This is a genomic window from Klebsiella sp. BIGb0138, assembly GCF_004342285.1.
Lineage (GTDB): Bacteria > Pseudomonadota > Gammaproteobacteria > Enterobacterales > Enterobacteriaceae > Klebsiella.
Genome location: NZ_SMCV01000008.1, coordinates 271,765 through 295,418, shown reverse-complemented (window position 1 = coordinate 295,418; position 23,654 = coordinate 271,765). Strand labels below are relative to the sequence as shown.

General features: G+C 59.1%; 20 protein-coding genes and 1 pseudogene. 7 read left to right on the top strand and 14 right to left on the bottom strand.

Annotated features, from left to right (window positions below; genetic code table 11):
- Positions 1-97 precede the first annotated feature (97 nt).
- The 3 genes and pseudogenes from EDF73_RS27745 to EDF73_RS18940 form a co-directional block, all read left to right on the top strand.
- A pseudogene (locus EDF73_RS27745) lies at positions 98-397 on the top strand (type IV secretion protein Rhs); the annotation flags it as partial.
- A gap of 2 nt (positions 398-399) precedes the next feature.
- Entirely contained in the window at positions 400-756 is a 357-nt protein-coding gene (locus tag EDF73_RS18945) for a putative T6SS immunity periplasmic lipoprotein (protein WP_132730598.1), read from the top strand.
- A 384-nt stretch (positions 757-1,140) separates the two neighbouring features.
- Positions 1,141-2,196: an NAD(P)-dependent alcohol dehydrogenase gene (locus tag EDF73_RS18940; RefSeq protein ID WP_132730597.1), complete on the top strand. Its 1,056-nt coding sequence runs from the start codon at positions 1,141-1,143 to the stop codon at positions 2,194-2,196.
- 48 nt (positions 2,197-2,244) lie between these two features.
- On the opposite strand, the gene EDF73_RS18935 is transcribed toward EDF73_RS18940, so the two are convergent.
- The 9 genes from EDF73_RS18935 to EDF73_RS18895 form a co-directional block, all read right to left on the bottom strand.
- A complete protein-coding gene (locus EDF73_RS18935) occupies positions 2,245-3,195 on the bottom strand; it encodes an AraC family transcriptional regulator (protein WP_132730596.1) in 951 nt (316 codons plus the stop codon).
- A 229-nt stretch (positions 3,196-3,424) separates the two neighbouring features.
- Entirely contained in the window at positions 3,425-4,693 is a 1,269-nt protein-coding gene (locus EDF73_RS18930; protein ID WP_132730595.1) for a chloride channel protein, read from the bottom strand.
- Between the two features lie 126 nt (positions 4,694-4,819).
- On the bottom strand, positions 4,820-6,094 hold the full coding sequence (fabF, locus tag EDF73_RS18925; protein ID WP_132730594.1) for a beta-ketoacyl-ACP synthase II: 1,275 nt from the start codon (positions 6,092-6,094) through the stop codon (positions 4,820-4,822).
- A 19-nt stretch (positions 6,095-6,113) separates the two neighbouring features.
- Complete coding sequence (locus tag EDF73_RS18920) at positions 6,114-7,676, bottom strand: DHA2 family efflux MFS transporter permease subunit (protein ID WP_132730593.1); 1,563 nt, start codon at positions 7,674-7,676, stop codon at positions 6,114-6,116.
- Positions 7,673-8,716: an HlyD family secretion protein gene (locus tag EDF73_RS18915; RefSeq protein ID WP_132730592.1), complete on the bottom strand. Its 1,044-nt coding sequence runs from the start codon at positions 8,714-8,716 to the stop codon at positions 7,673-7,675. Before EDF73_RS18915 ends, EDF73_RS18920 begins: the two co-directional genes overlap by 4 nt.
- Complete coding sequence (locus EDF73_RS18910) at positions 8,700-9,257, bottom strand: helix-turn-helix domain-containing protein (protein ID WP_132730591.1); 558 nt, start codon at positions 9,255-9,257, stop codon at positions 8,700-8,702. Before EDF73_RS18910 ends, EDF73_RS18915 begins: the two co-directional genes overlap by 17 nt.
- A 147-nt stretch (positions 9,258-9,404) precedes the next feature.
- Positions 9,405-10,631 carry an MFS transporter gene (locus EDF73_RS18905; RefSeq protein WP_132730590.1) on the bottom strand — a complete coding sequence of 409 codons (1,227 nt, stop codon included), beginning with the start codon at positions 10,629-10,631 and terminating at the stop codon, positions 9,405-9,407.
- Between the two features lie 25 nt (positions 10,632-10,656).
- Positions 10,657-10,974, bottom strand: a complete 318-nt coding sequence (locus tag EDF73_RS18900; RefSeq protein WP_132730589.1) for a hypothetical protein — start codon at positions 10,972-10,974, stop codon at positions 10,657-10,659.
- Between the two features lie 322 nt (positions 10,975-11,296).
- Entirely contained in the window at positions 11,297-11,827 is a 531-nt protein-coding gene (locus EDF73_RS18895) for a GNAT family N-acetyltransferase (protein ID WP_132730588.1), read from the bottom strand.
- 155 nt (positions 11,828-11,982) lie between these two features.
- Between EDF73_RS18895 and EDF73_RS18890 the strand changes: the two genes are divergently transcribed.
- Complete coding sequence (locus EDF73_RS18890) at positions 11,983-12,873, top strand: oxidoreductase (protein ID WP_132730612.1); 891 nt, start codon at positions 11,983-11,985, stop codon at positions 12,871-12,873.
- Between the two features lie 70 nt (positions 12,874-12,943).
- Here the strand turns inward: EDF73_RS18890 and EDF73_RS18885 are convergent, their stop codons facing one another.
- Positions 12,944-13,516, bottom strand: coding sequence for a DUF1349 domain-containing protein (locus tag EDF73_RS18885; protein ID WP_132730587.1), 573 nt, complete (start codon positions 13,514-13,516; stop codon positions 12,944-12,946).
- Positions 13,517-13,782: 266 nt separating this feature from the next.
- Between EDF73_RS18885 and EDF73_RS18880 the strand changes: the two genes are divergently transcribed.
- Positions 13,783-14,184, top strand: a complete 402-nt coding sequence (locus tag EDF73_RS18880) for a VOC family protein (protein WP_132730586.1) — start codon at positions 13,783-13,785, stop codon at positions 14,182-14,184.
- 565 nt (positions 14,185-14,749) lie between these two features.
- The gene (locus EDF73_RS18875) at positions 14,750-16,303 is read left to right on the top strand and encodes a peptide MFS transporter (RefSeq protein WP_132730585.1); all 1,554 of its coding nucleotides are present in this window, start codon (positions 14,750-14,752) and stop codon (positions 16,301-16,303) included.
- Between the two features lie 66 nt (positions 16,304-16,369).
- Here the strand turns inward: EDF73_RS18875 and EDF73_RS18870 are convergent, their stop codons facing one another.
- From EDF73_RS18870 to EDF73_RS18860, 3 genes are all read right to left on the bottom strand, one after another.
- A complete protein-coding gene (locus EDF73_RS18870; RefSeq protein ID WP_132730584.1) occupies positions 16,370-17,545 on the bottom strand; it encodes a TCR/Tet family MFS transporter in 1,176 nt (391 codons plus the stop codon).
- A 26-nt stretch (positions 17,546-17,571) separates the two neighbouring features.
- A complete protein-coding gene (locus tag EDF73_RS18865; RefSeq protein WP_132730583.1) occupies positions 17,572-18,213 on the bottom strand; it encodes a TetR family transcriptional regulator in 642 nt (213 codons plus the stop codon).
- Positions 18,214-18,418: 205 nt separating this feature from the next.
- The gene (locus tag EDF73_RS18860) at positions 18,419-19,198 is read right to left on the bottom strand and encodes an acetoin reductase (protein WP_132730582.1); all 780 of its coding nucleotides are present in this window, start codon (positions 19,196-19,198) and stop codon (positions 18,419-18,421) included.
- A gap of 198 nt (positions 19,199-19,396) precedes the next feature.
- Between EDF73_RS18860 and EDF73_RS18855 the strand changes: the two genes are divergently transcribed.
- Positions 19,397-22,129, top strand: coding sequence for a LuxR C-terminal-related transcriptional regulator (locus tag EDF73_RS18855; protein ID WP_132730581.1), 2,733 nt, complete (start codon positions 19,397-19,399; stop codon positions 22,127-22,129).
- Between the two features lie 59 nt (positions 22,130-22,188).
- Here the strand turns inward: EDF73_RS18855 and EDF73_RS18850 are convergent, their stop codons facing one another.
- Positions 22,189-23,652 (bottom strand): MdtP family multidrug efflux transporter outer membrane subunit, encoded by a 1,464-nt coding sequence (locus EDF73_RS18850; RefSeq protein ID WP_207896655.1) that lies wholly within the window; start codon positions 23,650-23,652, stop codon positions 22,189-22,191.
- Between the last annotated feature and the right edge of the window lie 2 nt (positions 23,653-23,654).

Here is a 23,654-nt window from a genome sequence, read left to right as displayed (position 1 = left end):
TGCACTGGGATATCGCTCACCACGGGAATATATACGCAGGAAGTTATCGCAACCGTAAGAGAGCAAAAACGTCTGGATATATAGGGTCAAATCCAACGTTTTCATCCATGAACTGGGGCATGTGTGGCAACATCAGCACGGGCAATGGGTGAGAATGCGGGGCGCTTTTAGCTGGGCTGCTGAATATACCTACAGGCTGGATAAAGAAAAGCTCACTGATTACTCTCTTGAACAGCAAGCCTCTATTATAGCTGATTACTGGTTACTGCTGGTTTATGGGATCAGTAAGTGGTCTTACTACCAGAGACCTGGGCGCATGGGGATGTACAGGGGCATAGATTTGTTGCAGGATGTCCCTGCGCTTTACCAGAAAATCGTAACAGGGAAGGTGCGTTAAACATGAAGAACAAAATGTTGCTGGGTGTTGTATTTCTCTTAACAGGATGCCCTGGTCCTGGTGATCGAATGGTAGATCGTGAATCTACAACGGCATTTATCAAAGATAATCAAGTTTGTGTGGTTTCACCACTGGAGCCGCAGGAACGGATCACCGCTATTCAAATCAACAGCGATAAAAGCGACTCTCTTCACAAGGTTTTTGATGACAAGCCTGTTTATGTTCCTAAAGGTGAGTGTCTTCCTGTGTTCGGATTTAAGTTTACATCTGGAGAGCGGTATAACTTCGCGTATGACGTCCAATCTGATAAATCAGAGTCGCATTTAGTCACTGCTGAACTTTCTTATCCTAAAGAATAGGGGGCAAACTGCCCCCTTATATTCATTTCAATGCACGTACGTGATCAAGCAAGAGTTTCATGCGCACGTACTCCTCTTAATGCCTATCGTCTGTCACACTTGCTAAAGCTGCTAAACAACCCCTCGTTTGTGACTGGCTCTGTTTACTGGGAGGAGATCAGATCCTCCTGAACGGAAGGGCAGCGATAGATTCCGTGTGATAATTTTGATCGTCATTCCAGAGACCATGCCGGTCGATATACAGGTTGCTACCCGGCGATATTTTCCCGCTTGTCAATATCCATTGCTCAAGAGTAATAGGCAGTAATCAGGCAGGATCGGGCTCACCTGGTTATCCATCTGGCCGCTACAGTTCAGGAAGATTAATGCACAACTGGAGCAGCTATGAAAACGATGGGTTATGCCGCACTTAACGCCGCCACTCCGCTGGTTCCCTTTAGCTTTGAACGACGCGCCTTGCGCAGGAATGATGTGGCGATTGAGATCCTGTGGTCCGGGGTGTGTCACAGCGATCTGCATCAAACCCGGGACGACTGGAAAGAGTGGGGGCCGACCGTTTACCCCTGCGTTCCCGGGCACGAAATTATTGGCCGGGTGACTGACGTTGGTAGCGAGGTGAGTCGCTATCAGGTTGGGCAGATGGTGGCCGTCGGGACGATAGTCGACAGCTGCCAGGAGTGCGATCAGTGCCGTCGCCACGAAGAACAGATGTGCCGCGAATTTCCGACGGTAACCTACAATGGCCGCGATCGTATTTCGGGGGAGATCACCTATGGCGGCTATGCGAAACATATCGTGGTACGGGAAGAGTTTGTCTTAACGCTACCGGAAGCGCTCGATCCTTCCCGCGCCGCGCCGCTTCTGTGCGCCGGCATTACCGTTTACTCCCCACTACGAACCTGGAATGTGGGCCCGGGTTCACGCGTTGGTGTCATCGGCATCGGTGGCCTGGGGCATCTTGCCGTACGTCTGGCGCAGGCGCTGGGCGCCACGGTCACCGTGATCACCCGGAGTGCGGCAAAAGCTCAGGAGGCGCATGAGCTAGGAGCGAAGCATGTTTTACTCTCGACGTCAGCAGAGGATATGCAGCGGGCAGGCTCCTCTTTCGATGTGATTATTGACACGATTCCCACCCGCCATGATGTTTCTCCGTATGTGCAATTGCTGGATATCGAAGGGGCGCTGGTGATTGTCGGCAATCTGGGCGATATGGAGGGTTTCAGCACCTTACCGCTAATTCTGGGGCGCCGCCGCATTACCGGTTCACCTTCCGGCGGCATTGCGCAAACCCAGGAAATGCTGAATTTCTGCGCGCAGAAAGGGGTTTACCCGGAGTGCGAGATCATCCCCATACAGCAGATTAACCAGGCGTTTGAACGCATGGAGCGGGGAGAGGTGAAGTACCGTTTCGTGATTGATATGGCCTCGCTGTCCGCCTGATGATGGTGGCTGACATCGGCGCATCGATGTCAGCCGTTACGTGGACCTTCAGTCGGGGCGCGCCGTGCCAGCCGCCAGCGACAAGGCTTTATCGCCAATCGGCGTGATGCCAAACTGACGCTTGTACTCACGGTGGAACTGGCTGACGCTTTCATACCCCACGCTGATCGCCGCCGTCGAGGCATCCGCATCTTGCGACAATAACAATCGTCTGGCTTCAAGGAGGCGTAACTGCTTCTGGTACTGCAACGGGCTCATATTGGTCAGGCGGCGAAAATGGTGGTGCAGCGTGGAGACGCCCATGCCGGCAATCCGCGCCAGCGCTTCGACCTTTAACGGCTGCGCATAGTTATCGCGTAGCCAGTCGATGGCCACGGATATCCGTTGCCCACTCGAGCCCGTCAGCACGGTTTCCCGTAAGGTCCTGCCCGCCGGACTGGTTAAAATACGATACAGTATTTCGCGCTGAATGAGGTTACCCATGTAGCCTTTATCCTGTGGCTGTTCGTTCACGCTCAGATAGCGCAGCAGCGCATCAAGCAGCGGGCCGTCGGCCGGGCCCAGCGACATCCCCTCATCAGCGTATTCCGCATCATTCCCGTATTGTTTCATATCGATCATCACTTCCCGGGCGAGGGATAAGTCCAGCTGTAACAGCAGCGAGATGAACGGTTGCTCAGCGCTGGCCTGCATGACTTCAGCGACGGTTGGCAAATTGACGGCAGTCAGAAGAAAGTGGGATTCATTATAAACATAGGTTCTTTCGCCCAGCCTGACGCGCTTCTCTCCCTGAATAATCAGCGACACGCTGGGCTGGTAGAGATAGGCATAGGGAGGCATCGGGTGATGTAATTCGGCAACGCTGACGCCGGGAAAGGGGCAGAGAACCTTTTCACGCTGTCCGGTATAGGCTCTGATTTTGGCCCTAATCTCATCGCGTAGCGAGGCCGTTTCCTGTCGCAACCGTATGTTCTGTGAGTTTGGACGATCATCAGGCATGACCAGGCTCCTCAACTGAGTGATGTAGGCTTAAATCGGTAGCAGGGCAGATGAACGATCGGCCGTGTTGGCACCCACGATATTATTTACAAATAGCTTCCGCAAACAGACTGTGTTCTCCGCGCTGAGATTCACACTAAACGTTAAAACGTCTCTGACCGGGCCTGCGACGACGGCAAAGAACCGTTTACGCATCGGCCGGTCAGGTGATGAGGGCGACCCGCGGAGTTCAGAATGCATATTTCTTATCCAGTACCCGGCAGGTGATGAATGCCCCGGCGGCGCACAGCAGCGCGGGGGCTAAATAGCGGTGATCCATATGGGTGAACTCCATCACCAGCGCGACGGCGGTCATCGGCATCTGCATGGAGGCGGCAAGGAACGCCGCCCCGCCGACGAGGGCGAAGCTGCCCACGTCGCCGCCGGGGAACAGATATTGCCAGCCGGTGGCCAGCAGCAGGCTCAGCAGGGCGCCAACCGTTAACCCCGGCGTCAGCAGCCCGCCTTCGGCACCGCCGCGCAGTACGGCAAGAATAACCGCCAGCTTCAGTGCCAGCAGGAGTGCCGCAGCGTCAAAACCAAGGCCGCTGCTTATCGCCAGCTGCATGGGCCCTTTACCATTCCCCGGTAATTGTGGGAACCACAGGCTCAGCACGGCAAGTGCCGAGAATGCCAGCAGGCAAAATACCGGCATCTGCCAGTTGGTTTTGACCCGGGTGCGTACGCCGGTCGTGGCTTTGCGAAACAGCCAGGCGGCGGCGCCCAGCAGCGGGCTGGCAACTATCGCCCAGCCGATAAAGGAGTGCGGTAGCGCTGCTGAGCTGAAGTGGTACTGAGATTCATCCCCCAGCCCCAGCGTGGCGACCCACGCCGCTATCGCCGAGGTTATTATCGCCGCCAGCGCTTTCTCCCAGCTGAACGACAGCAGCAGGACTTCCAGCGTAAATATCGCCCCCGCCAGCGGAACGTTATACACGGCTGCCAGGCCCGCTCCCGCGCCGCAGGCAATCAGAATCCGGGCTTCGTTTTCAGCAAGACCACATTTGCGCGCCACCATCCCCGCCGCCAGCGAACCCATCTCGCGTGGCGCGACTTCACGCCCCAGCGGGGAACCGAGGGCGACGGTAATAATCTGCAGCAGGGCATGGATCGTCGTGGTGCCCGCCGGCATCGGCGCGCAAGGGTTCGCCACGGCGGCGGCAATGGCGACGCGCTTCCTGCCATAGCGTGCCAGCAGCCACCAGCCAAAACCGGCGACGGCCCCGCCGCCGATGATCGCCGTCAGTCGGCGCAGATGCTGCGAGCCGGTAACGCCCTCGAGAAAGGTTTCGCTGCTGACAAGCTGGTCAAGGCTGTAGCCGAAGGCCAGATGCTGGACCCCATGTAAAATCAGCGCCAGCGCCATGCCGGCGATACCGGCGAGGATCCCCGTTAGCGCGACAGCAAGCAGGCGGATTAAATAATATCTGGCACCTGTCGGCTCTGATGGTTGGGTCATGGTGGTTGAACCTTAACGCGGAGGAAAACTTAATCATAAAGAAACTGAATTAAACCGTGAGTATCAATACGCGTTTTCACCTGGTGAAAGTCCCCCGCCGGCCTTTGCCTGAGGGGAACTGAACGATTATTCCCAGCGCTTCAGCAGCAGGCTGGCGTTGACGCCGCCAAAGCCAAAACCGTTCGACAGCGCATAACGCATCTTTTGTGGACGAGCCTCCAGCGCCACCAGGTTCAGACCTGCTGCATCCTCATCGGGATGATGCAGGTTCAGCGTCGGCGGCACCAGCTGGTCACGCAGCGCCTGAATGGTGAAGATAGCCTCAATCCCGCCGGCCGCGCCCAACAGATGGCCGGTTGCTGATTTCGTGGACGTAATGGCGACGGGATGCGTGCCGAACAGGCTTTTTATCGCCGCCAGTTCACCTTTGTCTCCCACCTGAGTCGAGGTGGCGTGAGCATTGATATGGTCTATCTCTTCCGCTGCGACCCCCGCCTGACGAATGGCTATTTCCATGGCCCGACGCGCGCCGTTGCCGTCTTCCGGGCCAGCGGTCAGGTGATAAGCATCTGCGCTGGTGCCGTAGCCAACCAGCTCTGCCAGCGGCGTGGCGCCGCGCGCCAGCGCGTGTTCCAGCGACTCAATCACGATAAGCCCGGCGCCTTCTCCCATCACAAAGCCGTCGCGGTCGCGGTCAAAGGGGCGGGAAGCCGCTTCCGGCCGGTCATTGGAGGCGCTGGAGAGCGCCCTTGCTGCGGCAAACCCGGCAAGGCTAACGCGATGGATCGCCGCTTCTGCGCCGCCGCAGAGGGCGATATCCGCCTCGCCGCTGCGGATCATTCGTGCGGCATCGCCAATGGCCTGCGCGCCTGCCGCACAGGCGGTGACCGGCGCGCCGATGGGGCCACGGAAACCGTGGGCGATAGACACATGTCCGGCGGCCAGGTTGGCAAGAAAAGAGGGGATGGTAAACGGAGACAGGCGGCGCGGCCCGCGTTCGTCCGTGGTATGTACCGCGTGGGCGATCTCGCTGAACCCGCCGATCCCGGTGGCGATCACCGTTGCGGTGCGATCTTGTGCTGCCGCCGATACAGGCGACCACCCGGCCTGCGTCAGCGCCTCACGCGCGGCAACCAGCGCAAACTCGATAAAACGATCCATTTTTTTGCGTTCCTTCGCCGGGATGGCCGCCAGCGGATCGAAGCCATGCAGCGGATCTTGTTCGACGGACGGAACCTGCCCGGCCACTTTGCAGGGAATATCCTCGACCATCTGCTCGTTAAGCTTTGAAATACCTGACTTCCCTGCCAGCAGCGACTGCCATACGTGCTGTACGCCGCAGCCCAGAGGGCTGACGATCCCCATTCCGGTCACGACAATACGTTTAGCTGAAACGCCCATAATTAACCCTCCTGTAATATCAGTGTGCCTGCGGCTTGTTCATCAAGGGAACCAGCAGCGCGGCGATCAAAAAACCGATCATGATGAGATAGAAAGCATCGGAAAATGCCTGCGTTCGCGCCTCCCGCAGCGTCAGAGCAGAAAGATTCTTCAGCGCCGCCGTATGAGCGGCATCCGGGGAGATCCCCTGAGCGACAAGGTTTGCCGCGCTGCGCTGGACAAAATCGCTCATTGCCAGGTTGGCGTTATTCAGATGATCCGCCAGACGGCTGTAATGCAAATTGGTTCTGTCGTTAAGCACGGTTCCGCACAGGGCGATGCCGATGGCGCCGCCGAGGTTGCGCATTAAATTAAACAGCCCGGAGGCCAGCTTAAGCCGGGCGGGCGGCAGGCTGCCCAGCGTCAGGGTTACGGTAGGCGCGACGGCAAACTGCTGCGCCAGTCCGCGAAAAGCCTGTGGCAGCAGCAGCTGGTCGGCCCCCCAGTCGTGGGTTATCGGGACAAAGCTGTACATCGAAACCGCAAAGCCGATCAGCCCGGCCATCAGCAGCCAGCGCAGGTCGACGCGGTTGGCGAGCCAGGAATAAAACGGGATCGACATCACCTGGAACAGACCGGTGGAAAATACCGCGAGGCCGATCTCCAGGGCGCTGAAACCGCGCACGCTACCGAGGTACAGCGGGGTTAAATAGATGGTGGCGAAGATGCCGACCCCGGCCATAAACGAGAAATAGCAGCCGAGGCTGAAGGTTCGGTCCCGCAGGGCGCGAAGATCCATGACCGGCTGCGGATGGCGCAGGGTGCGAATAATAAACGCCACGCCGCACAGCAGGGCGATCCAGCCGGTGGTCGCCAGGGTGGTGTCGTCAAACCAGCCCCAGCGCGGGCCCTCTTCGAGGGTATATTCCAGGCAACCGAGAGACGCCGCCAGCAGCAGGATACTGAGATAATCCGCGCCGCGCAGCAGCGAGGGGTCGGCGGTATCCACTTTTACCAGCAGCGGTACGGCAACCGCGATGTAAATCCCCGGAACGACGTTGATAAAGAACAGCCAGTGCCAGTTGAAGTTTTCGGTGATCCAGCCGCCCACCGTCGGGCCAAGCGTGGGGGCCAGAGAAGCCAGGCCGCCGATCGTCGCGGCGGCGATGACCCGCTGTTTGCCCTGGAAAAAGGCGAAGGCGGTGGTGAAAACCAACGGGATCATCGATCCGCCCGCCAGTCCCTGCAGGGCGCGGAAGGCGATCATACTCTGGATGTTCCATGCCCAGCCGCATAGCAGACTCATCAGCGTGAAGCCCGCCGCGGAAGCGGCAAACAGCCAGCGCGTCGACATGACCCGCGCCAGCCAGCCGGAAAGCGGGATAATAATGATCTCGGCGATCAGGTAGCTGGTTTGTACCCACACGGTTTCATCGTCGCCCGCCGAGAGGCCGCCGCCGATATCCCGCAGCGAGGCGGACACGATCTGGATATCGATCAGCGCGATAAACATTCCCACGCACATGCTGGCGAAGGCGAAGATCTTCTTCGCCATCGGCATCGACAGACCCTGCGGGGCGGGCAGCGCCTGAGCGCTGCTCATCGGCGACTCTTTTCGTTCACGGTGACGATCACCGATAGCCCAGGGCGCAGTACGTCAAGTTTTGCGCCTTCTCCTTCCAGCGCAATGCGGACCGGCACGCGCTGAACGATTTTCGTGAAATTCCCCGTCGCGTTCTCCGCAGGAAGAATGCTGAAGCGCGAGCCGGTCGCCGGCGCCAGGCTGGCGACATAGCCTTTAAAGGTGCGGTTCGGCAGCACGTCGGCCACGATGGTCACCGGCTGGCCGGCACGCATATGCGCCAGCTGGTTTTCCTTGAAGTTGGCGTCAATCCACAGGCCGTGCGCGGGAACCAGGGAAAGCAGCTGCGTGCCGCTGCTGACGAACGAACCGGACCACGCGCGACGGTTGCCAATCACGCCATCGAACGGCGCGCGAATTTCGGTATAGCTGAGGTTCAGCGTGGCCATCTCGAGGCTAGCCTGAGCCTGCGCCAGGGCGGCCAGCGTTTGTTGCTGGCGGGCATCCAGCACCGCCAGCTGGCGTTCGGCCGCGGTTTTCTCCGCTTTGGCTTTCTCCTGCTCGGCGCGCGCCCGGCGATAATCGGCGGAGGCGTTATCACGGATTTGCGCGGAAATCGCGCTGGATGCTGCCAGGGCGTTATAACGTCGGTTGTCGTTAGCCGATTTTTCGGCCGCCGCCGTCGCGGCCTGTAGCGAGGCCGCAGAGCCGGCAATCGTCGCCTGCTGTAGCTGCCGGGTGGCAACGATATCGGCCAGCGCGGCCTGCTGCGCCGCCACTTCTCCGGCGGCTTTTGCCAGCGCGGCGCGGTAATCGCGGTCATCAATGCGAATCAGCAGGTCGCCTTTTTTTACCGCCATATTGTCCTGCACCGCCAGCTGCTGAATATAGCCGGAGATTTTGCTGGAGATGGCGCTAATGTCGCCGCCAACATAGGCATCGTCAGTCGTCTGGATAAAGCGCCCGGTATGCCACCAGTAAGCGCCGTAGCTCGCCGCCGCCAACGCGGCGACGGCGAGTGCCGCCAGAACGAGGGCTCTTTTCTTACTGGCCGGATTCATTGTTGGCATCTCTGTAGAGTTCGGGTTGGAATTTTTGCCCGCTATCGCCCTCACGCTTGCGCAGCAGATATTGGTGACGGTACTTCATCATCGGTGAGGCCGCGGGGCCCGGCACCATCGCGTATTTACCCGGGACAATCTCTTCCCCGGTTGCTTTATCGACCATGATCGGCTCCACGCGCCGCTGGGTTTCACTTTCCACCAGCTGCATCTGACGGCCTTCGGGTGAGAAGTGGCGGTTACCCCATTCCGCCAGCGCCAGCAGCACCATGCGAAAATCGCGGCCGCTTTGCGTGAGGTGGTATTCGTAGCGCGGCGGTGCGCTGCTGTAGCAAACCTTCTCCAGCAGGCCGTCGTCTACCAGCGCCTTCAGACGGCGCGAAAGAATATTGGGCGCGACGTTGCTGCTTTTCTGGAACTCGTCAAAGCGGGTAAAGCCGGCGAAGGCGTCGCGCAGGATCATCATGCTCCAGCTGTCACCGATGCGCCCGAGGCTACGGGCGATGGGGCAGGGAGCGTTGCAAAGCGGTTCATTTTTCATGGGCTGGCCTGGATGGATAGGTGGCTTTCTGGAGCAAATTGACATAGTAACTATCAAAATGCAAGTTACTTGGCGGACGATCTACCGGCGGCCCGACGGCGGCGAAGGCGCCGATTGGCCCGAACGACGCCATTATCCATTGTCGGGCTAAGAGCCTTCTTCAACAGAATGGGAAGCGCTGATGGGGGACTTTCTGAGAGAACGTTTGTATTGCCAGGTGGAAATCAGGCATATCAGTAAAACGGGTAACATCATCAGACCCAGTCGCTGCCAGCCCAGAAATGCCAGCCCTACGCCCGCGCCTGATGTGGCTATCGCGGAGAAAACAAAGCGGCTGGTTTCGGCCAGACCCTGCGCTTTTTTTCGCTCATTATCACGATAAGAGAGACTGAGCAGCGTTGAACCGCCAACAAACATAAAATTCCAGCCGACCCCGACCAGAAGCAGGCTTGAACTGTATGCCAGCATGGATTCGCCGGTCAGGTTTATCGCGATAGCGGCTATGTTGAGCGCGATGCCCGCGAACAGCAGAGATGGCAGGCCTGCTTTCCTGATCAGTATGCCGGTAAACAGCGAAGGGACATACATACCCAGGAGATGTAACTGAATGACCAGCGCACCGTCATTCATGGTGTGGTGATGCGTAACTGAAAGCGGCGCCGCCGTCATCAGAAAAAGCATCACCAGGGACCCGGCCACCAGGTGAAGCCAGGCGGTACGATAATCCGGGCGGCGCATTAACTCCCGGCTGGTGGGGGAGGATATCGGGATGGTGCCGGCAGCGGGAATCGGGGGATGCTTTTGAGCGCCGCGCAGGAATATCGCCAGGTTTAGGGCGGAGATAATCCCCAGCCCTGCCACCACGAGGTAAACACCCGCAAAGCGAGGAAGTCCGGGAATATCCCGGGCCATAATCGTCAGAAGCGGCCCGAGGATCGCCGCGACAACTCCGCCAACCATCACCAGAGAAATCGCCTGACCTTTTGCCTCGGCAGGGGAATGGTCGGCAGCCACCAGACGATAATACTGGCTGAAGGCTTGATAGATGCCGACAAGGAAGCAGCCAGTGCAGAACAGTAGAAAACTGGCCTTCAGTACGGCAAGAAATGACAGTAAGCCACCGGCTGTACCGCATACTGACCCCAGTATAAACGCCGCTTTTTCGTTTCCCCGACCAATCATACCGGCGGCAAACATACTCGAGAACGCGCCGGCGACAGTAATGAGGGCAAACGGGATCGTGGCCAGCTCGCAAGAAGGTGCCAGCTGATAGCCCACCAGGGTGGCAATCGTCAGGTCTACGGATACGGCGCAGGTAAAGAAGAGATTACCGATCGCAAGGATAACCGGTATCCTCCCTGGAATATATCGCATGATGCCCTCCTTAACAGGGATATGCTTATCGGGAATAAAGTGAAAGAGCGGTCTGATCATCGCCGCCTGAATACTTTAGGGCGGACACAGGAAGGGACAAATAAATCGGGAACCGCTTGCGTCCAGCGATATTCACGCCGGTATATTCGGCAGCGCGGGCCTCTTTACAGGATTTATCTGGATCCTGATGGGAAACAGGATTAATCGCGATAGTGGCTATTCTCTCTGCAAAATTTTGAAGCAAATAGCCATCTGTATGACTTATCCATGAGCCTATCTGTACGAAGGGGCGGGCATCATGGCTCATATTGTAATTGCATAATCCAGACGCCATATTCATCATCTCTCTATCCGGGGAAATGGACTTAAGCAAAAAAGATGCCATGGAATAAACCGTTAAACCCATCCAGGATAATTGTCTTTTTGCACCTTATATGGGCAGGAATATTGATTTCTGGTGCAATGTCATTTGATTTACCAGCGTTATTATAGATATTGAATCGAGTCTCGTTTTTGCTGAGAAAGTTCTTTTTATCTGTCGCACGATGAGCGGGAGCGCAAGGCGAGTATCTGAACACCCGGGCAGGCTACCGGGATGTTTGGTCGGCGCTCAAAAACGTGCTCTGTTGCAATACGGTATGTGGCTGCTGCCATTCCCGGGAACCTCACCGACCTGACCACTCATGACGGCTGAGGCTGAACAGCAGGCTGGGTGGCGCATTGGCGACATCATTAATTTCTCTGACATATTTCAACCCGGCTTTTGACAGCACTTTTTGCGAGGCCAGGTGATTGCCTCTGACGACGGCTGAGATGGTATTGAGGGATAATTCCGCAAAGCCATAGCCAACGGCAAATCGAGAGAACTCGGTTGCCAGCCCTTTTCCCCAGGCCTCGGTCGCAAAACGGTAGCCAAGGTTATTGAGCGTTATCCCGGCGTAAGTACTCACGCTCAGGCCGCCAAACCCGATCACCCTCTCCGGCGCTTCATTCAGTGAAATGGCCCAGTTGCCGAAGGCCTGCGCTTTGCGGTGCGCTATCCAACGGCAAAGCACCGTTTGTGCATGGGCGATATCGGGGTAGGGACCGGCAGGGTTAAAGGTATTGGTGGCCGGATCGCCATAAATTCTGAACAGGTCGGCAACGTCGAATTCAGAAACAGGCCGCATGGTCAGACGTTGCGATGTGATATACATGTTGTTCTCCGCTGCGGGTAGGGACGTCAGAAGTTATAGCTCAGCTACGTATCCGTATGCCAATAAACAATCGCATTGCCGGCGACGGTCGGCGGTGCGACGAGTGTTCACCCCAAGCCGCTCAGGCGGCCACGGATAATCAGGAGATGTGCATGATGGCAAAAAATCCCAGCGTCGCGCTGATTGGCCCAGGCGCCATCGGAACCACGATAGCCGCCGCGCTGCATGAAGCCGGGCGTACGCCGGTGGTGTGCGGCCGCACCGCGCATCCGCAGCTGGTATTACGTTTCGACGGCCAGCAAATCATCGTACCAGGGCCGGTATTAACCGATCCGGCGGCAATTAAGCAGCCTTTTGACCTGGTTTTCGTTGCGGTGAAGACCACACAGCTGCCCGCGACGGCCGCGTGGCTGGCGGCGTTATGTCAGCAGAACACGGTGGTTTGCGCCTTGCAAAACGGGATCGAGCAGCAGGCGCAGTTCGCGAACTACGTCGCTGGCGCGACGGTGCTGCCCTCGGTGGTGTGGTTTCCGGCGCAGCGCGAAGCCGATGCTTCGGTCTGGCTGCGGGCTAAGCCGCGCCTGACATTGCCGGATACGCCGGCCGCGGAGCGGGTACTGAAGGTTTTGCAGGGGACGCGTTGCGAGGTTGAGGTCTGCGCCGATTTTCATACCGTGGCGTGGCGTAAATTATTGCAGAACGCGGTCGCCGGTTTAATGGTGCTGACAGGGCGTCGCGCGGGGATGTTCTCCCGCCGCGATATCACCGATCTGGCTTTCGCTTACCTGCAGGAGTGCCTCGCGGTTGCGCGGGCCGATGGCGCGAAACTGGGGGATGACGTCCCGCAGGAGATTATCGCCGGTTTCCATCGCGCGCCGGCGGACCTGAGCACCTCTATTCTTGCCGACCGCGAGGCCGGGCGCCCGCTGGAATGGGATATTCGTAATGGGGTGGTGCAAAGATTTGGCGGTCATTATGGCATTCCTACGCCGATGAGCGATCTGATTGTCCCGCTGCTTGCCGCCGCCAGCGACGGCCCCGGTTGACGGGAGATTGCTCTGGCTCTGCGGGCGGGCAGCAAGCGGATGAAAAGGCTGTGACTCAGGACGTCGGGAGTCAGCTCAGATCGTGCAGCGGCTTATCCAGCGGCGGGGAGAGCGCCATATCCAGAAACTCCACCGCTAGCCCGCGACGTTCGGGCGTACAGCACATCACGCCCACTTTCGCCGCACCGCGCGGGAAATGGCATAGCCGCAGCAGCGGCCAGTGATGGCCTTCCGCCGAATACTGTAATCTCAGCGCGTCGTCTTTACGGGTCAGCCGCAGCCAGAACTCTCGCGGATTACCGGAGAACAGACCGGTTGCCCAGTCCGAATGCTCCAGCGTCAGCACGCTACCGATGGCCGGCGCGCCGTCGTTGAATTCAATCCCCGCTTTCAGCCAGTGCCGCTCATCGGACATCAGCATGATGCCGGCCTGGTCATACAGCATGCTGAAATCCGCGCGTACCTTCACCTGGAAAGTAAAATCCCCGGCGACGTCAGTGGCGAAGATATGGCCGGAAAAACGTTCAAACCCGTACCAGGTTTTTCGCCAGAAATCGGTTTGCTCATCGGTGATGACGCTGAGCTTATCGTTATCGCGCTGCCATTGAGCGGGTGGGTTAATCCAGGAAAAAGAGCTGAGCATCGGGCCTCCGGGGCGGGGTTGTCGAAGTCCAGTATATGACTTCGCCGGGCGAATGTCGTGTCGCGTGCGCTCGCTTTTATTAACCCATCTCCGGGGATTCATTTGGATCAGCCACGCAACGTTCAGACGCTATCGCCAGTTCCTTCGCCCCTGGCTGCCCGGAGAGCAAGGGCTCTTCTCGACAAATGGCCACCTGAAACGTGGATAGATTAAGGGGGATGCCCTCCATCGCGGAGCGCGCGCCAGACCCGGAGGAGCCGGTTGCCATGTTTAGCCATATGCGAATTGCCCGACCCGTCACCCACCTTGAACGTACCTGCGCCCTCTACACTCAGGGGCTGGGGCTGATGCGAATCGCGGACTTCGTCGATCATGCCGGCTTCAGCGGGATTATGCTGGGCGGCGCGGATTTGCCCTGGCATATTGAGTTTACCCACTGCCATGTTCATCCGGTCCAACCCGCGCAGACCGAGGAAGATTTACTGGTTCTGTATTACCCGGACCGCGCCGACTGGCAGCGCGCCTGCGGCAGGATGGCGCAGGCTGGTTTTTGCACGGTCAGGGCGTTTAATCCCTACTGGGACGTTAACGGGCGGACATTCGTCGATCATGATGGCTACCGGGTGGTGCTCCACAACCGGAGCTGGCCAGTCTACGCCAGGTCATAGTTCTCTCGCCGGGGGGGAATGCGCTCTGGGTCGACCCGATGGACGAAATGGCAAAAAAAACAGACCGTTGGTACACATATATCGCGCAATAATCCCCGGCGGGTTAGCCGTCTTTAGCGTCCTTCGACGCACTTTCTCATCCTCGCCGCCGAGCCGCCATTTTACAAAAACCACAATAGCGCCATTTATCGCAGCTTGTTGCCATAGATAGCGCCAACCTCGTATTTACCCTGCTTTTTATCGTGTTATATCGCCAGCGCCCTCCGGCGATGAGTTTCCATATTCAATTTCACAACACATTGTTTATAAAGGTATAAGTTGGTTGTTTGTTATGATTTGAGATGTCAATCACATTTTGTCGTTAGCCAACTTAAAATCTATAAAAGTAGACGTTTGTCGACTTTTCATCTAAAAGATGGGGTGTAGGGGCTAGACAAAACCATTATCTGGTTATCAAATAGTTAAAAAACATCATGCCTAATGTAAATGATTGACCAGGTGAATAAATGGTCAACACGCTTTCCGCGGTTTATCAGCGCTGCGGCGCACCTTATTTGGAGAAGTTATGCATTCCTCTGTTAATAAAAATGAAAGCCGGACCTTCTTTGGTCACCCTTATCCGCTAGGTTCGCTATTCTTTACCGAAATGTGGGAGCGATTCTCATTTTACGGCATTCGTCCCTTACTGATCCTGTTTATGGCGGCCACCGTTTATGACGGCGGGATGGGGCTGGCGCGTGAAAACGCCTCGGCGATCGTCGGTATCTTCGCCGGCAGTATGTATCTGGCGGCGCTGCCCGGCGGCTGGCTGGCGGATAACTGGCTGGGTCAGCAAAAAGCGGTGTGGTACGGGTCGATTCTGATTGCGCTCGGCCACCTGTCGATCGCCTTGTCCGCGCTGATGGGCGACAGCCTGTTCTTCATCGGCCTGATGTTTATCGTGCTCGGTTCCGGTCTGTTCAAGACCTGTATCTCGGTCATGGTGGGGACGCTGTACAAGAAAGGCGATGCGCGTCGTGACGGCGGGTTCTCCCTGTTCTACATGGGCATCAACATGGGGTCGTTCATCGCACCGCTGATTTCCGGCTGGTTGATCAAATCGCACGGCTGGCACTGGGGCTTCGGTATCGGTGGTATCGGGATGCTGGTGGCGCTGGTGATCTTCCGGGTCTTTGCCGTTCCGGCAATGAAACGCTACGACAGCGAAGTGGGCCTCGACTCGACCTGGAACAGCCCGGTGGCGAAGAAGAACGGCGTGGGCGCCTGGCTGCTGGCGCTGGCCGTCGGCGCGGCGGTTATCATCACCCTGATTGCGCAGGGCGTGATAGTGATTAACCCGGTGGCGGTTGCCAGCATGCTGGTGTACGTGATTGCCGCCTCGGTGGTGCTGTACTTTATCTATCTGTTTATGTTTGCCGGATTAAGCCGCAAAGAGCGCGCGCGCCTGCTGGTGTGCTTTATTCTGCTGGTCTCTGCCGCCTTCTTCTGGTCGGCATTTGAACAGAAACCGACCTCGTTCAACCTGTTCGCCAATGACTACACCAACCGCACGATCGGCGACTTCGAGATCCCGGCGGTGTGGTTCCAGTCGATTAACGCCCTGTTTATCATTCTGCTGGCGCCGGTATTCAGCTGGGCATGGCCAGCGCTGGCGCGCAAAAGCGTGCGCCCGAGCAGCATCAGCAAGTTTGTCATCGGCATTCTCTGCGCCGCGGCCGGCTTTGGCCTGATGATGCTGGCGGCACAAAACGTGCTGAGCAACGGTGGGGCCGGCGTATCCCCGTTCTGGCTGGTGGGCAGTATTCTGATGCTGACGCTGGGCGAGCTGTGCCTGAGCCCGATTGGTCTGGCGACCATGACCCTGCTGGCGCCGGAGAGGATGCGCGGCCAGATGATGGGGCTATGGTTCTGCGCCAGCGCGCTGGGGAACCTGGCGGCAGGCCTGATTGGCGGTCAGGTGAAAGCCGATCGGCTGGATATGCTGCCGGACCTGTTCGCGCGTTGTTCGATTGCGCTGCTGATCTGCGCTGCCGTACTCTGCGTTCTGATCGTGCCGGTGCGTCGGATGCTGGAAAATGCCCAGAACAAAACCGCACAAAAACCGGTGACCAACGCCTGACGGCAATGGCTACTGGCTTCCCGCAGGCTGGCGCGTAATGCGCCAGCTTTTTTTTCGTCTGGCCCATCAGGACGGCGCGCGGGTGCAGCGATAGATCAACGGCACCGCGAAGATGTAGAGAACTACAACCGACAGCCAGATAGCCCCGGGCCATTCGCTACGCAAGCCGAAATATAAGCTTGAGAACACCAGCGGGGCGACAATCGATGCCAGGCTGACGGTTGACGCCAGCACCCCCTGAAGCTGCCCCTGCTTGTCGGCCTGCACCTGGCGGGTGGCCAGCGCCTGCAGGGCCGGCGTACCGATGCCGCCGAGGGCAATCAGCGGCATTACCGCGAAGACTATCCAGCTCTGCTGGGCCAGCGACAGGACAATTAATGCCGTGCTGGAGCAGGCTATCCCGCCGAGGATCGCCCCGCGCTCTCCCAGCAGACGGGTGGCCGGGCCGGGTAAAAATGCCTGCGCCAGAGTTTGACACACCCCGAAGGCGGCGAGCGACAGGCCAATCCATAGGCCGTTCCAGTGAAACATATCCTGACCCCACAGCGCCCAGCAGGTGCCATAGACCTCGCCGCTGGCGCTGAGGAAAAAGAACACCAGCGCGATAGTCAGCAGCCCTTTGACGGAGAATAGCCAGCGCATGGGGCGCAGGGGATTAAGCCCGGCGAACGCCATTTTCTGCCTGGCCGGCCGGCGCGACTCTTTCAGGGCGAAGAGGGCCAGCAGTACATTCGCGCTGTTCAGTCCCGCGGCGACGATAAAGGGTAGCCGGACGCCGTAATCCCCCAGCAGTCCGCCGAGCAGCGGGCCGATAATAAAGCCCGCGCCGAAGGTGGCGTTAAACAGCCCGAAACGGCTGGCGCGTTTCCCGGCGGGCGTAATGTCCGTCAGCCATGCCATCGCCACCGCGATATTCGCGCTGGTCAGCCCGGCGATGGCCCGCCCGAGCAACAGCAGCCACAGATGGCTGGCAAAGGCCATGATCAGGTAGTTAACCACCGCACCGGCCAGGGAGATCAGCAGCACCGGCCGTCGACCAAAATTATCGCTTAGCGCGCCAGCCAGCGGAGCGAAGATAAACTGCATCAGGGCATACAGCGCCGCCAGGATGCCAATGTAGTGGGCGATATCCGCGGTCTGCATCACCTCTTTGAGAAGCTGCGGCAGAATCGGAAAAATCAGCCCGATGCCAATCGCATCGAGCCAGATGGTCATAAAAATAACGCTAAGGGTTCTGTTCATGATGAGGTCAGTTCCGGCCGCGTGGCTCAGGCATAGGGCGTATCCTGCGCCGCCGCTTCAGCGGCGCGAAACCCGCTATCAAGCAGTGTCAGAAAGCGCTCCCGCACGGCGGTGGCGGCAAGATGTTCGGGCTGACGCAGCGCTTCGGTAAAAGCGATACGCCAGCTATTCAGAATGATGCTGGCAACCAGGCCGGCAACGGGATCGTGCTCAGGCGCAGAGAGACGCGCAGCGAGCATATTGCTGAGCGCCCGCGTCAGTTCGGCAAACTGTTCCAGGGCATACACCCGTAGCGCCGGGCTTGTGGCCACGCCTTGCCAGAAGTCGGCAACCCGCCGATCGATCCTGATAAGCGGATGTTCCTGCTCGATCAGTTCCCGGGTCAGGGCTCTGAGCGCCGCGACCGGTGACAGCGCACGGTGACGTTCCAGAGCCTCCTGCAGGAGCTGGTGGATTTCGTCGATGCGATCGAAGTAGAGCTCTTCCTTGCGCGGGAAGTAGTTAAACACGGTCATTTTCGACACCTTCGCCGCTGCGGCAATATCGCTCACGGTGACGTTATCAAAGCCCTGCTTAATAAACAGTTCGGTGGCGGTATTGGAAAGCTGCTGGCGCGTGAGACGCTTTTTTTGCTCACGTAATCCTTCCGCTTTTTGCCGGGTATTCATTGATGATGCGCTCCCTCAGCAGGCCTCTGCTGATGATTTTATTTTACCTGGTAAAAGTTTATGATCGGTATAAAATTAAGTCCAGCGCTTTTGCTACTGCGCTGGCAGAGGGCGGGTACGCTAATGAATGCTAAGAGCTACGCGAGGGGACAAAAACGGGAGAGCGGCTGACCGGGCTGGCGCAGACAACAGCCCGGTTCGGGGATTAACGGTAAACGATACCGCCATCAATCAGGATTGACTGGCCGGTGATATAATTGGAGTCCGGGCCGGCCAGATAAGAGACCAGGCTTGCGACGTCATCCGGCGTTTCAGCGCGGCCCAGGGCAATGCCTTCAACGTATTTTTTATAGGTTTCACCGACCGGCGCGCCGGTAATTTCGGCAAAGCGTTTGTCGATCTCGGTCCACATACCGGTCCCGACAATTCCCGGGCAGTAGGCGTTCACGGTGATCCCGCGGCTGGCGTACTCTTTCGCCGCCGCTTGGGTCAGGGCGCGAACGGCGAATTTGGTCGCGGAATAGATCCCCAGCAGGGCGAAACCGTCGTGCCCGGCAATGGAGCAGGCGTTGATAATTTTGCCGTTCTGCTGACGATCGATGAATTTTTTCGCTGCGGCCTGAATCCCCCACAGGGTCCCCTGGACGTTGATGCGCATGATGCGGTCAACCTCTTCAGGCGTGACGTCGGCGAGGGCCTGCACCTGAGCAATCCCCGCATTGTTGACGATAATATCAAAGCCGCCGAGCTCCGCTTCCGCCCGATCGACGGCGGCAAATACCTGTTCACGATCGGCGATATTGGCGACGAAGGTGGCGGCTTTGCGGCCCAGGGCCTCGACTTCCGCGGCAACCGCGGCAATCCCCTCAGGATTGACGTCGACGAGCATCAGCGACGCGCCATCGCTAGCCAGACGTAAAGCAATACCGCGGCCAATGCCCTGGCCGGCCCCGGTCACTAAAGCAACTTTATTTTCGATAGCCATGTTCTGTACTCACCTTGTACTGATTAAGAAATGTGGGATGCCTGATGGGCAAAGGCTGGCCGCGTGAAGCCGCACGTCTGGCGTAGCGCCCATCGGTTACCGTGGATAAAACTACTCTATAGGTATGGATAACCGTGGCCTACCCCCCGGTTGGGGGGGGATAATGGGGAACGCATGGGATGAAGAGGTAATGGCGCTATGGAATTTTTGCCCTTGACGGATGAGTCACTCACCGCGTTTGTTCACCAGGAACCGTTCCGCCTGACGCGCGGCTTACCGCTGATCGCCACCCGCTTTACGCCCCCGCGTTCGCCGGGCGCGCTGCAGCGGCGCGAGCGCCTGTTACAACGCCTGGATGCCGCTGCCACCAGCGCGTTGACGTTGGTGTGCGCCCCTGCCGGATTTGGCAAAACCACGCTGCTGGCTCAGTGGTATCGCCACCGCCAGCAGCAGGGCGATACGCTGGCGTGGCTGAGCATCGACGAAGACGACGGTACGCCCTGGCTGTTTATGCGCTATCTGCAGGAGGCGCTGCGTCCACTCTGGCAGGAGGGCAACCCGCCGTCGGCGGGGAATCCAGAGGGAGATTTCCGGCTGTTTCTGGCGGAGCTGATTAACCAGCTGCATCGCTGCCCGGCCCCGCTGTATCTGATTCTGGATGACTACCAGAATATTACCCACCCCGATGTGCATGATGGCCTGAACTGGCTTTTACAGCACGCGCCGCCGGCCTTGCATCTGATTATCGCCAGTCGCCGTCCGCCGCCGCTGGCGCTGAGCCGTCTGCAAATCGAGGATCGGCTGGTGGAGATCTATGATAATGAACTGCGTTTTGACCTTACCGAAGCCAGCACCTACTTTGCGAACGCGCGATCGCCGACGCTCGACCCGCAGGATATTCCCCGGCTGATAGCCCTGACGGAAGGCTGGATCGCGGGGATGAAAATGACCGCGCTATCCTGCGGCAACGCCCATGCTTATCATCCCGACGGTAAGCTAAACACCGCTTCCCGCGCTATCTCCCGCTATCTGGACGAAGTTATCTTCGCGCCCCTGCCGACGGAGGTTTTCGCTTTTCTCCTGCACACCTCGATGCTTAACCGCCTGCACCCGGCGCTGTGCGATGCCGTCACCGGGAAAAACAACGGCGAAGCGATGCTGGCGTGGATAGCGCAACGCAATCTGTTTGTTTCCGCTCTGGACGAGAGGGGGGTGTGGTTTCGCTACCATCCGCTGATGCGCGAAGCGCTGCTGGAACGCCTGCGGCAGAGCACGGAGGTTGATATCCGCGTCCTGCATGAACATGCCAGCAGCTGGTTTGCCGGCCAGCAGCTGTGGGCGGAGGCGATACGTCATGCGCTGGACGCCGGAAAGGCGGGAGCCGGGCATGCGGAAGCGGGGGCGCAGTCGCTGGCGGAGGAGGGGGATATCGACACGATGGTGCGCTGGATCCGCTATCTGCCGGCGAATCTGGATCCCTCAAGAATTGAGCTGCAAACCCACCTCGCGTGGGCGTTAGCGCACCGCTTTCGCTTTCAGGAGGCTCGCCAGCTGCTGGACACTATCGAATCGCTGGCGGCGGCCAGCCGTAGCGAACTAGCCCACAGTTCATGGGTGAAGTTACGCGTGGTTCGGGCTATTTGCGAAGCTTTTGCCGACAATATTGCGCAGAGTATTGCGATCGTCGAACCCTTATTGCATGAGGTTCCCTGCGGTGATGTTTGGGTCGACGGCCTGGTGTGCAATATTCTCAGCTATTGCCATCTGGCGCACGCCCGGCCACAGCAGGCGCTGGATGTGCAGCAGCGGGTCGCCGGCGTGCGGACGGCAAACCGCAACCTGTTCGTGGCCGTGTATCGGGCTTTCGTGATGGCCCAGGGGTATCTGCGCCAGGGCAACCTGGCCGAGGCGGAGCGACAGGCCATGCGCGCGTTCCGTCACGCCGAACAGCATACCGGCCCGTATTCCAGTAGCGGCGCAACGCTGGCGCCGATCCTCGCGGAAATTGCCTGGGAGCAAGGCGAGGTGCAGCGCATTCATGGCCTGCTGACGCTACGCCTGGCGATGATCGATGACTTTTGCCCACCGGAGGGCTTTAGCCGTTGTTATATCGTGCTGGCGAGGCAGGCGCGGCTCAACGGTCAGCCAGACGAGATGGCCTCATTACTGCTGCATGCCGAAGGTCTGGCGGTTCAGCGCGGGTGGCTCCGGGCGCAGGCGCCGCTGTTGGCAGAACGTATTACCCACGCGCTTGAGGCTGGCGATCGCGCCGCTGCCGAAGGCCTGCTCCAGCGGCTACAGCGGCTGGCGCCTGCGGCGGCGGGGAGAAATGACGGGGTTGCCGCCTGTATTATGTTGAGTCAGAGCCGCCTGTGGCTGGCGACGGGAGAACCTCTGGCGGCCGCGCGGCAGCTGGATTCACTGGCCGATGAGCAGGAACGCGGCGGGGAGTGGCTGTTCGCCGTGCGTCTGCGGCTCATTCAGACCGTCGCCCTGTGGCGGGCGGGGGAGCAGGAGCAGGCGCTCGCGCTGTGCATTCCCGTGCTACGCCGCGCGTTTCGCCAGAAGCTTTTACGTAGCCTGCTGGATGGCGGGAGGGATCTGGCCTTGCTGCTGGCGGTTTTGCAGCAGCGCGGCGGACAGGACGAGGCATTCAGCGACGATCTGGCGCAGCTCATCGCCAGATTTAGCGCCGCCGGGATCCTGCCGGCAGCCCCTCGCCTGGCTCCGGCGAATCTCCGCTTAACCGAGCGGGAACGGCAAACCCTGCTCCTGATTGCCGAGGGCTACTCGAATAAAGAGATGGCGCGGGCCTTAGGGATTTCAGCGGAAACCGTGAAATGGCATCTCAAGCAGCTGTATGAGAAGCTGCAGGTGAAGGGGCGCATTCAGGCGCTAAATCAGGCGCGGGAATGGCAGGTATTAAACTAACGCCCTGCTCCCGGCGGGCGAGCGTCGACGGGGCGCTTTTTGCCGCCCCGTCGACAGGCTTATCGTGCCAGCTTCTCCAGCGCCGGGCCGCGATAATCCCCGCCTAACGCCTTGATCAGCGTAATGTCGCTACTGAGCTGCTGCGCCTGAATATCCAGCAGCAACAGCTGCTGGGCGATAGCCGGACGCCGCGCTTCCTGGGCCGCATAGTAGCTGACCAGCCCCCGCCGATAGTGGGCGCTGGCGCTGTGAGTGGTCGCCATCGCCGCCGTCACTTTCAGCTTTTGCAGCGCTACCTGCTGGTTAAGATCGTTCAACTGACTGGAGCCGATCGCCACATCGCGCACGGCGTCCAGCACCGCCTGATTGTACTGCTTGATCAGAATATTGCTGGCGGTTCGCACCGATTTCAGATTGGCATTCAGACGCCCGCCGTCGAAGATCGGCAGATACAGGCCCGGCAGCAGATTGATCTGCTGGAATGATGATTTAAACAGATCGCCGACGCTGAGCGCGTTGTATCCCCAGAAGGCCTTGATATCGAAGTGCGGGTAAAATGCCGCTTTCGCCGCGTCCACCTGGTTTAATGAGGCGGTGACGTAGCCGCGCAGCGCCTGGAGGTCCGGACGGCGGGCCAGCAGCTCAAAGGAGAGCGAGTCGGGCAGCGTCTCCTGCAAGGTCGGCAGCGGCACGGGATGGATCGCCGGCATGCTCTGCGCGTCGGCGCCGATCAGCGCCCGCAGCGTCTCCCGGTACTGCGTCAGCGTGCCTTTGGCCGTAATCACCTGCTGCTGCGCCGCCAGCAGTTCGGCCTGGGCATTGGCGATATCGACGCTATCCTCAACCCCGCGCCGAGTGCGATGTTCATGCGCCTGCACCGAGAGGCGGGCAATCTCCTCCAGCTGGTTGAGCAGCTCAATCTTCTGGAAGGTGGCCTGCATCGCAAAGTATAGCTGCGCCACGCTGCTGGCGAGATCCAGCTCAATACCGGCGGTCTCAGCCTGGCGGGCGTTTTTCTCGCCAATGGCGGCGGCAACGTGGGCGCGATCGGCGCCCCATAAATCGATATTCAGCGTCGCGCCGACGCCGACGGTATTCAGCGTGTACCAGGGGCCGTTTTTATCGACCGGCAACGAATAGGAGTAGGGCCAGGTGAACTGCTTGTTGGTCACCCGCAGCCGGTTCTGCGCCGCCACGGCGGTGGCCTGCACGCCCAGCGCCGACTGCGCCAGCTCAACGGTGGACTGAGATTGCGCAATTCGCAGCCGGGCGGCCTGCATCGTCGGAGAGTTTTGCAGCGCGCGGTTAACCAGCATGTTGAGCTGGGCGTCGTGATAGCCTTCCCACCACCTGGCCGTCGGCCAGCCGCTGTTGGCCAGGTGAATCACCTGCGCGAGTTCGGCCTGCTGTGGGTTCACTATTTTCACCTGGCCGGGGTCGTCCTGAATTAACGCGCACCCGGTGACCAGCGTCAGGGCGAAGGCGAGGGGGGAATAGCGCAGGAAGCGCGCCACGGTGTCCATTT

What these genes read in the sequence shown, in the direction of transcription:
- EDF73_RS18930 (WP_132730595.1), bottom strand. Translation starts at nt 4,693, where the DNA reads ATGACCCAACCATCAGAGCCGACAGGTGCCAGATATTATTTAATCCGC.
- EDF73_RS18905 (WP_132730590.1), bottom strand. Translation starts at nt 10,631, where the DNA reads ATGCGATATATTCCAGGGAGGATACCGGTTATCCTTGCGATCGGTAAT.
- EDF73_RS18915 (WP_132730592.1), bottom strand. Translation starts at nt 8,716, where the DNA reads ATGAATCCGGCCAGTAAGAAAAGAGCCCTCGTTCTGGCGGCACTCGCC.
- EDF73_RS18885 (WP_132730587.1), bottom strand. Translation starts at nt 13,516, where the DNA reads ATGCTCAGCTCTTTTTCCTGGATTAACCCACCCGCTCAATGGCAGCGC.
- EDF73_RS18865 (WP_132730583.1), bottom strand. Translation starts at nt 18,213, where the DNA reads ATGAATACCCGGCAAAAAGCGGAAGGATTACGTGAGCAAAAAAAGCGT.
- EDF73_RS18920 (WP_132730593.1), bottom strand. Translation starts at nt 7,676, where the DNA reads ATGAGCAGCGCTCAGGCGCTGCCCGCCCCGCAGGGTCTGTCGATGCCG.
- EDF73_RS18940 (WP_132730597.1), top strand. Translation starts at nt 1,141, where the DNA reads ATGAAAACGATGGGTTATGCCGCACTTAACGCCGCCACTCCGCTGGTT.
- EDF73_RS18880 (WP_132730586.1), top strand. Translation starts at nt 13,783, where the DNA reads ATGTTTAGCCATATGCGAATTGCCCGACCCGTCACCCACCTTGAACGT.
- EDF73_RS18870 (WP_132730584.1), bottom strand. Translation starts at nt 17,545, where the DNA reads ATGAACAGAACCCTTAGCGTTATTTTTATGACCATCTGGCTCGATGCG.
- EDF73_RS18890 (WP_132730612.1), top strand. Translation starts at nt 11,983, where the DNA reads ATGGCAAAAAATCCCAGCGTCGCGCTGATTGGCCCAGGCGCCATCGGA.
- EDF73_RS18850 (WP_207896655.1), bottom strand. Translation starts at nt 23,652, where the DNA reads ATGGACACCGTGGCGCGCTTCCTGCGCTATTCCCCCCTCGCCTTCGCC.
- EDF73_RS18935 (WP_132730596.1), bottom strand. Translation starts at nt 3,195, where the DNA reads ATGCCTGATGATCGTCCAAACTCACAGAACATACGGTTGCGACAGGAA.
- EDF73_RS18875 (WP_132730585.1), top strand. Translation starts at nt 14,750, where the DNA reads ATGCATTCCTCTGTTAATAAAAATGAAAGCCGGACCTTCTTTGGTCAC.
- EDF73_RS18900 (WP_132730589.1), bottom strand. Translation starts at nt 10,974, where the DNA reads ATGATGAATATGGCGTCTGGATTATGCAATTACAATATGAGCCATGAT.
- EDF73_RS18910 (WP_132730591.1), bottom strand. Translation starts at nt 9,257, where the DNA reads ATGAAAAATGAACCGCTTTGCAACGCTCCCTGCCCCATCGCCCGTAGC.
- EDF73_RS18855 (WP_132730581.1), top strand. Translation starts at nt 19,397, where the DNA reads ATGGAATTTTTGCCCTTGACGGATGAGTCACTCACCGCGTTTGTTCAC.
- fabF (WP_132730594.1), bottom strand. Translation starts at nt 6,094, where the DNA reads ATGGGCGTTTCAGCTAAACGTATTGTCGTGACCGGAATGGGGATCGTC.
- EDF73_RS18895 (WP_132730588.1), bottom strand. Translation starts at nt 11,827, where the DNA reads ATGTATATCACATCGCAACGTCTGACCATGCGGCCTGTTTCTGAATTC.
- EDF73_RS18860 (WP_132730582.1), bottom strand. Translation starts at nt 19,198, where the DNA reads ATGGCTATCGAAAATAAAGTTGCTTTAGTGACCGGGGCCGGCCAGGGC.
- EDF73_RS18945 (WP_132730598.1), top strand. Translation starts at nt 400, where the DNA reads ATGAAGAACAAAATGTTGCTGGGTGTTGTATTTCTCTTAACAGGATGC.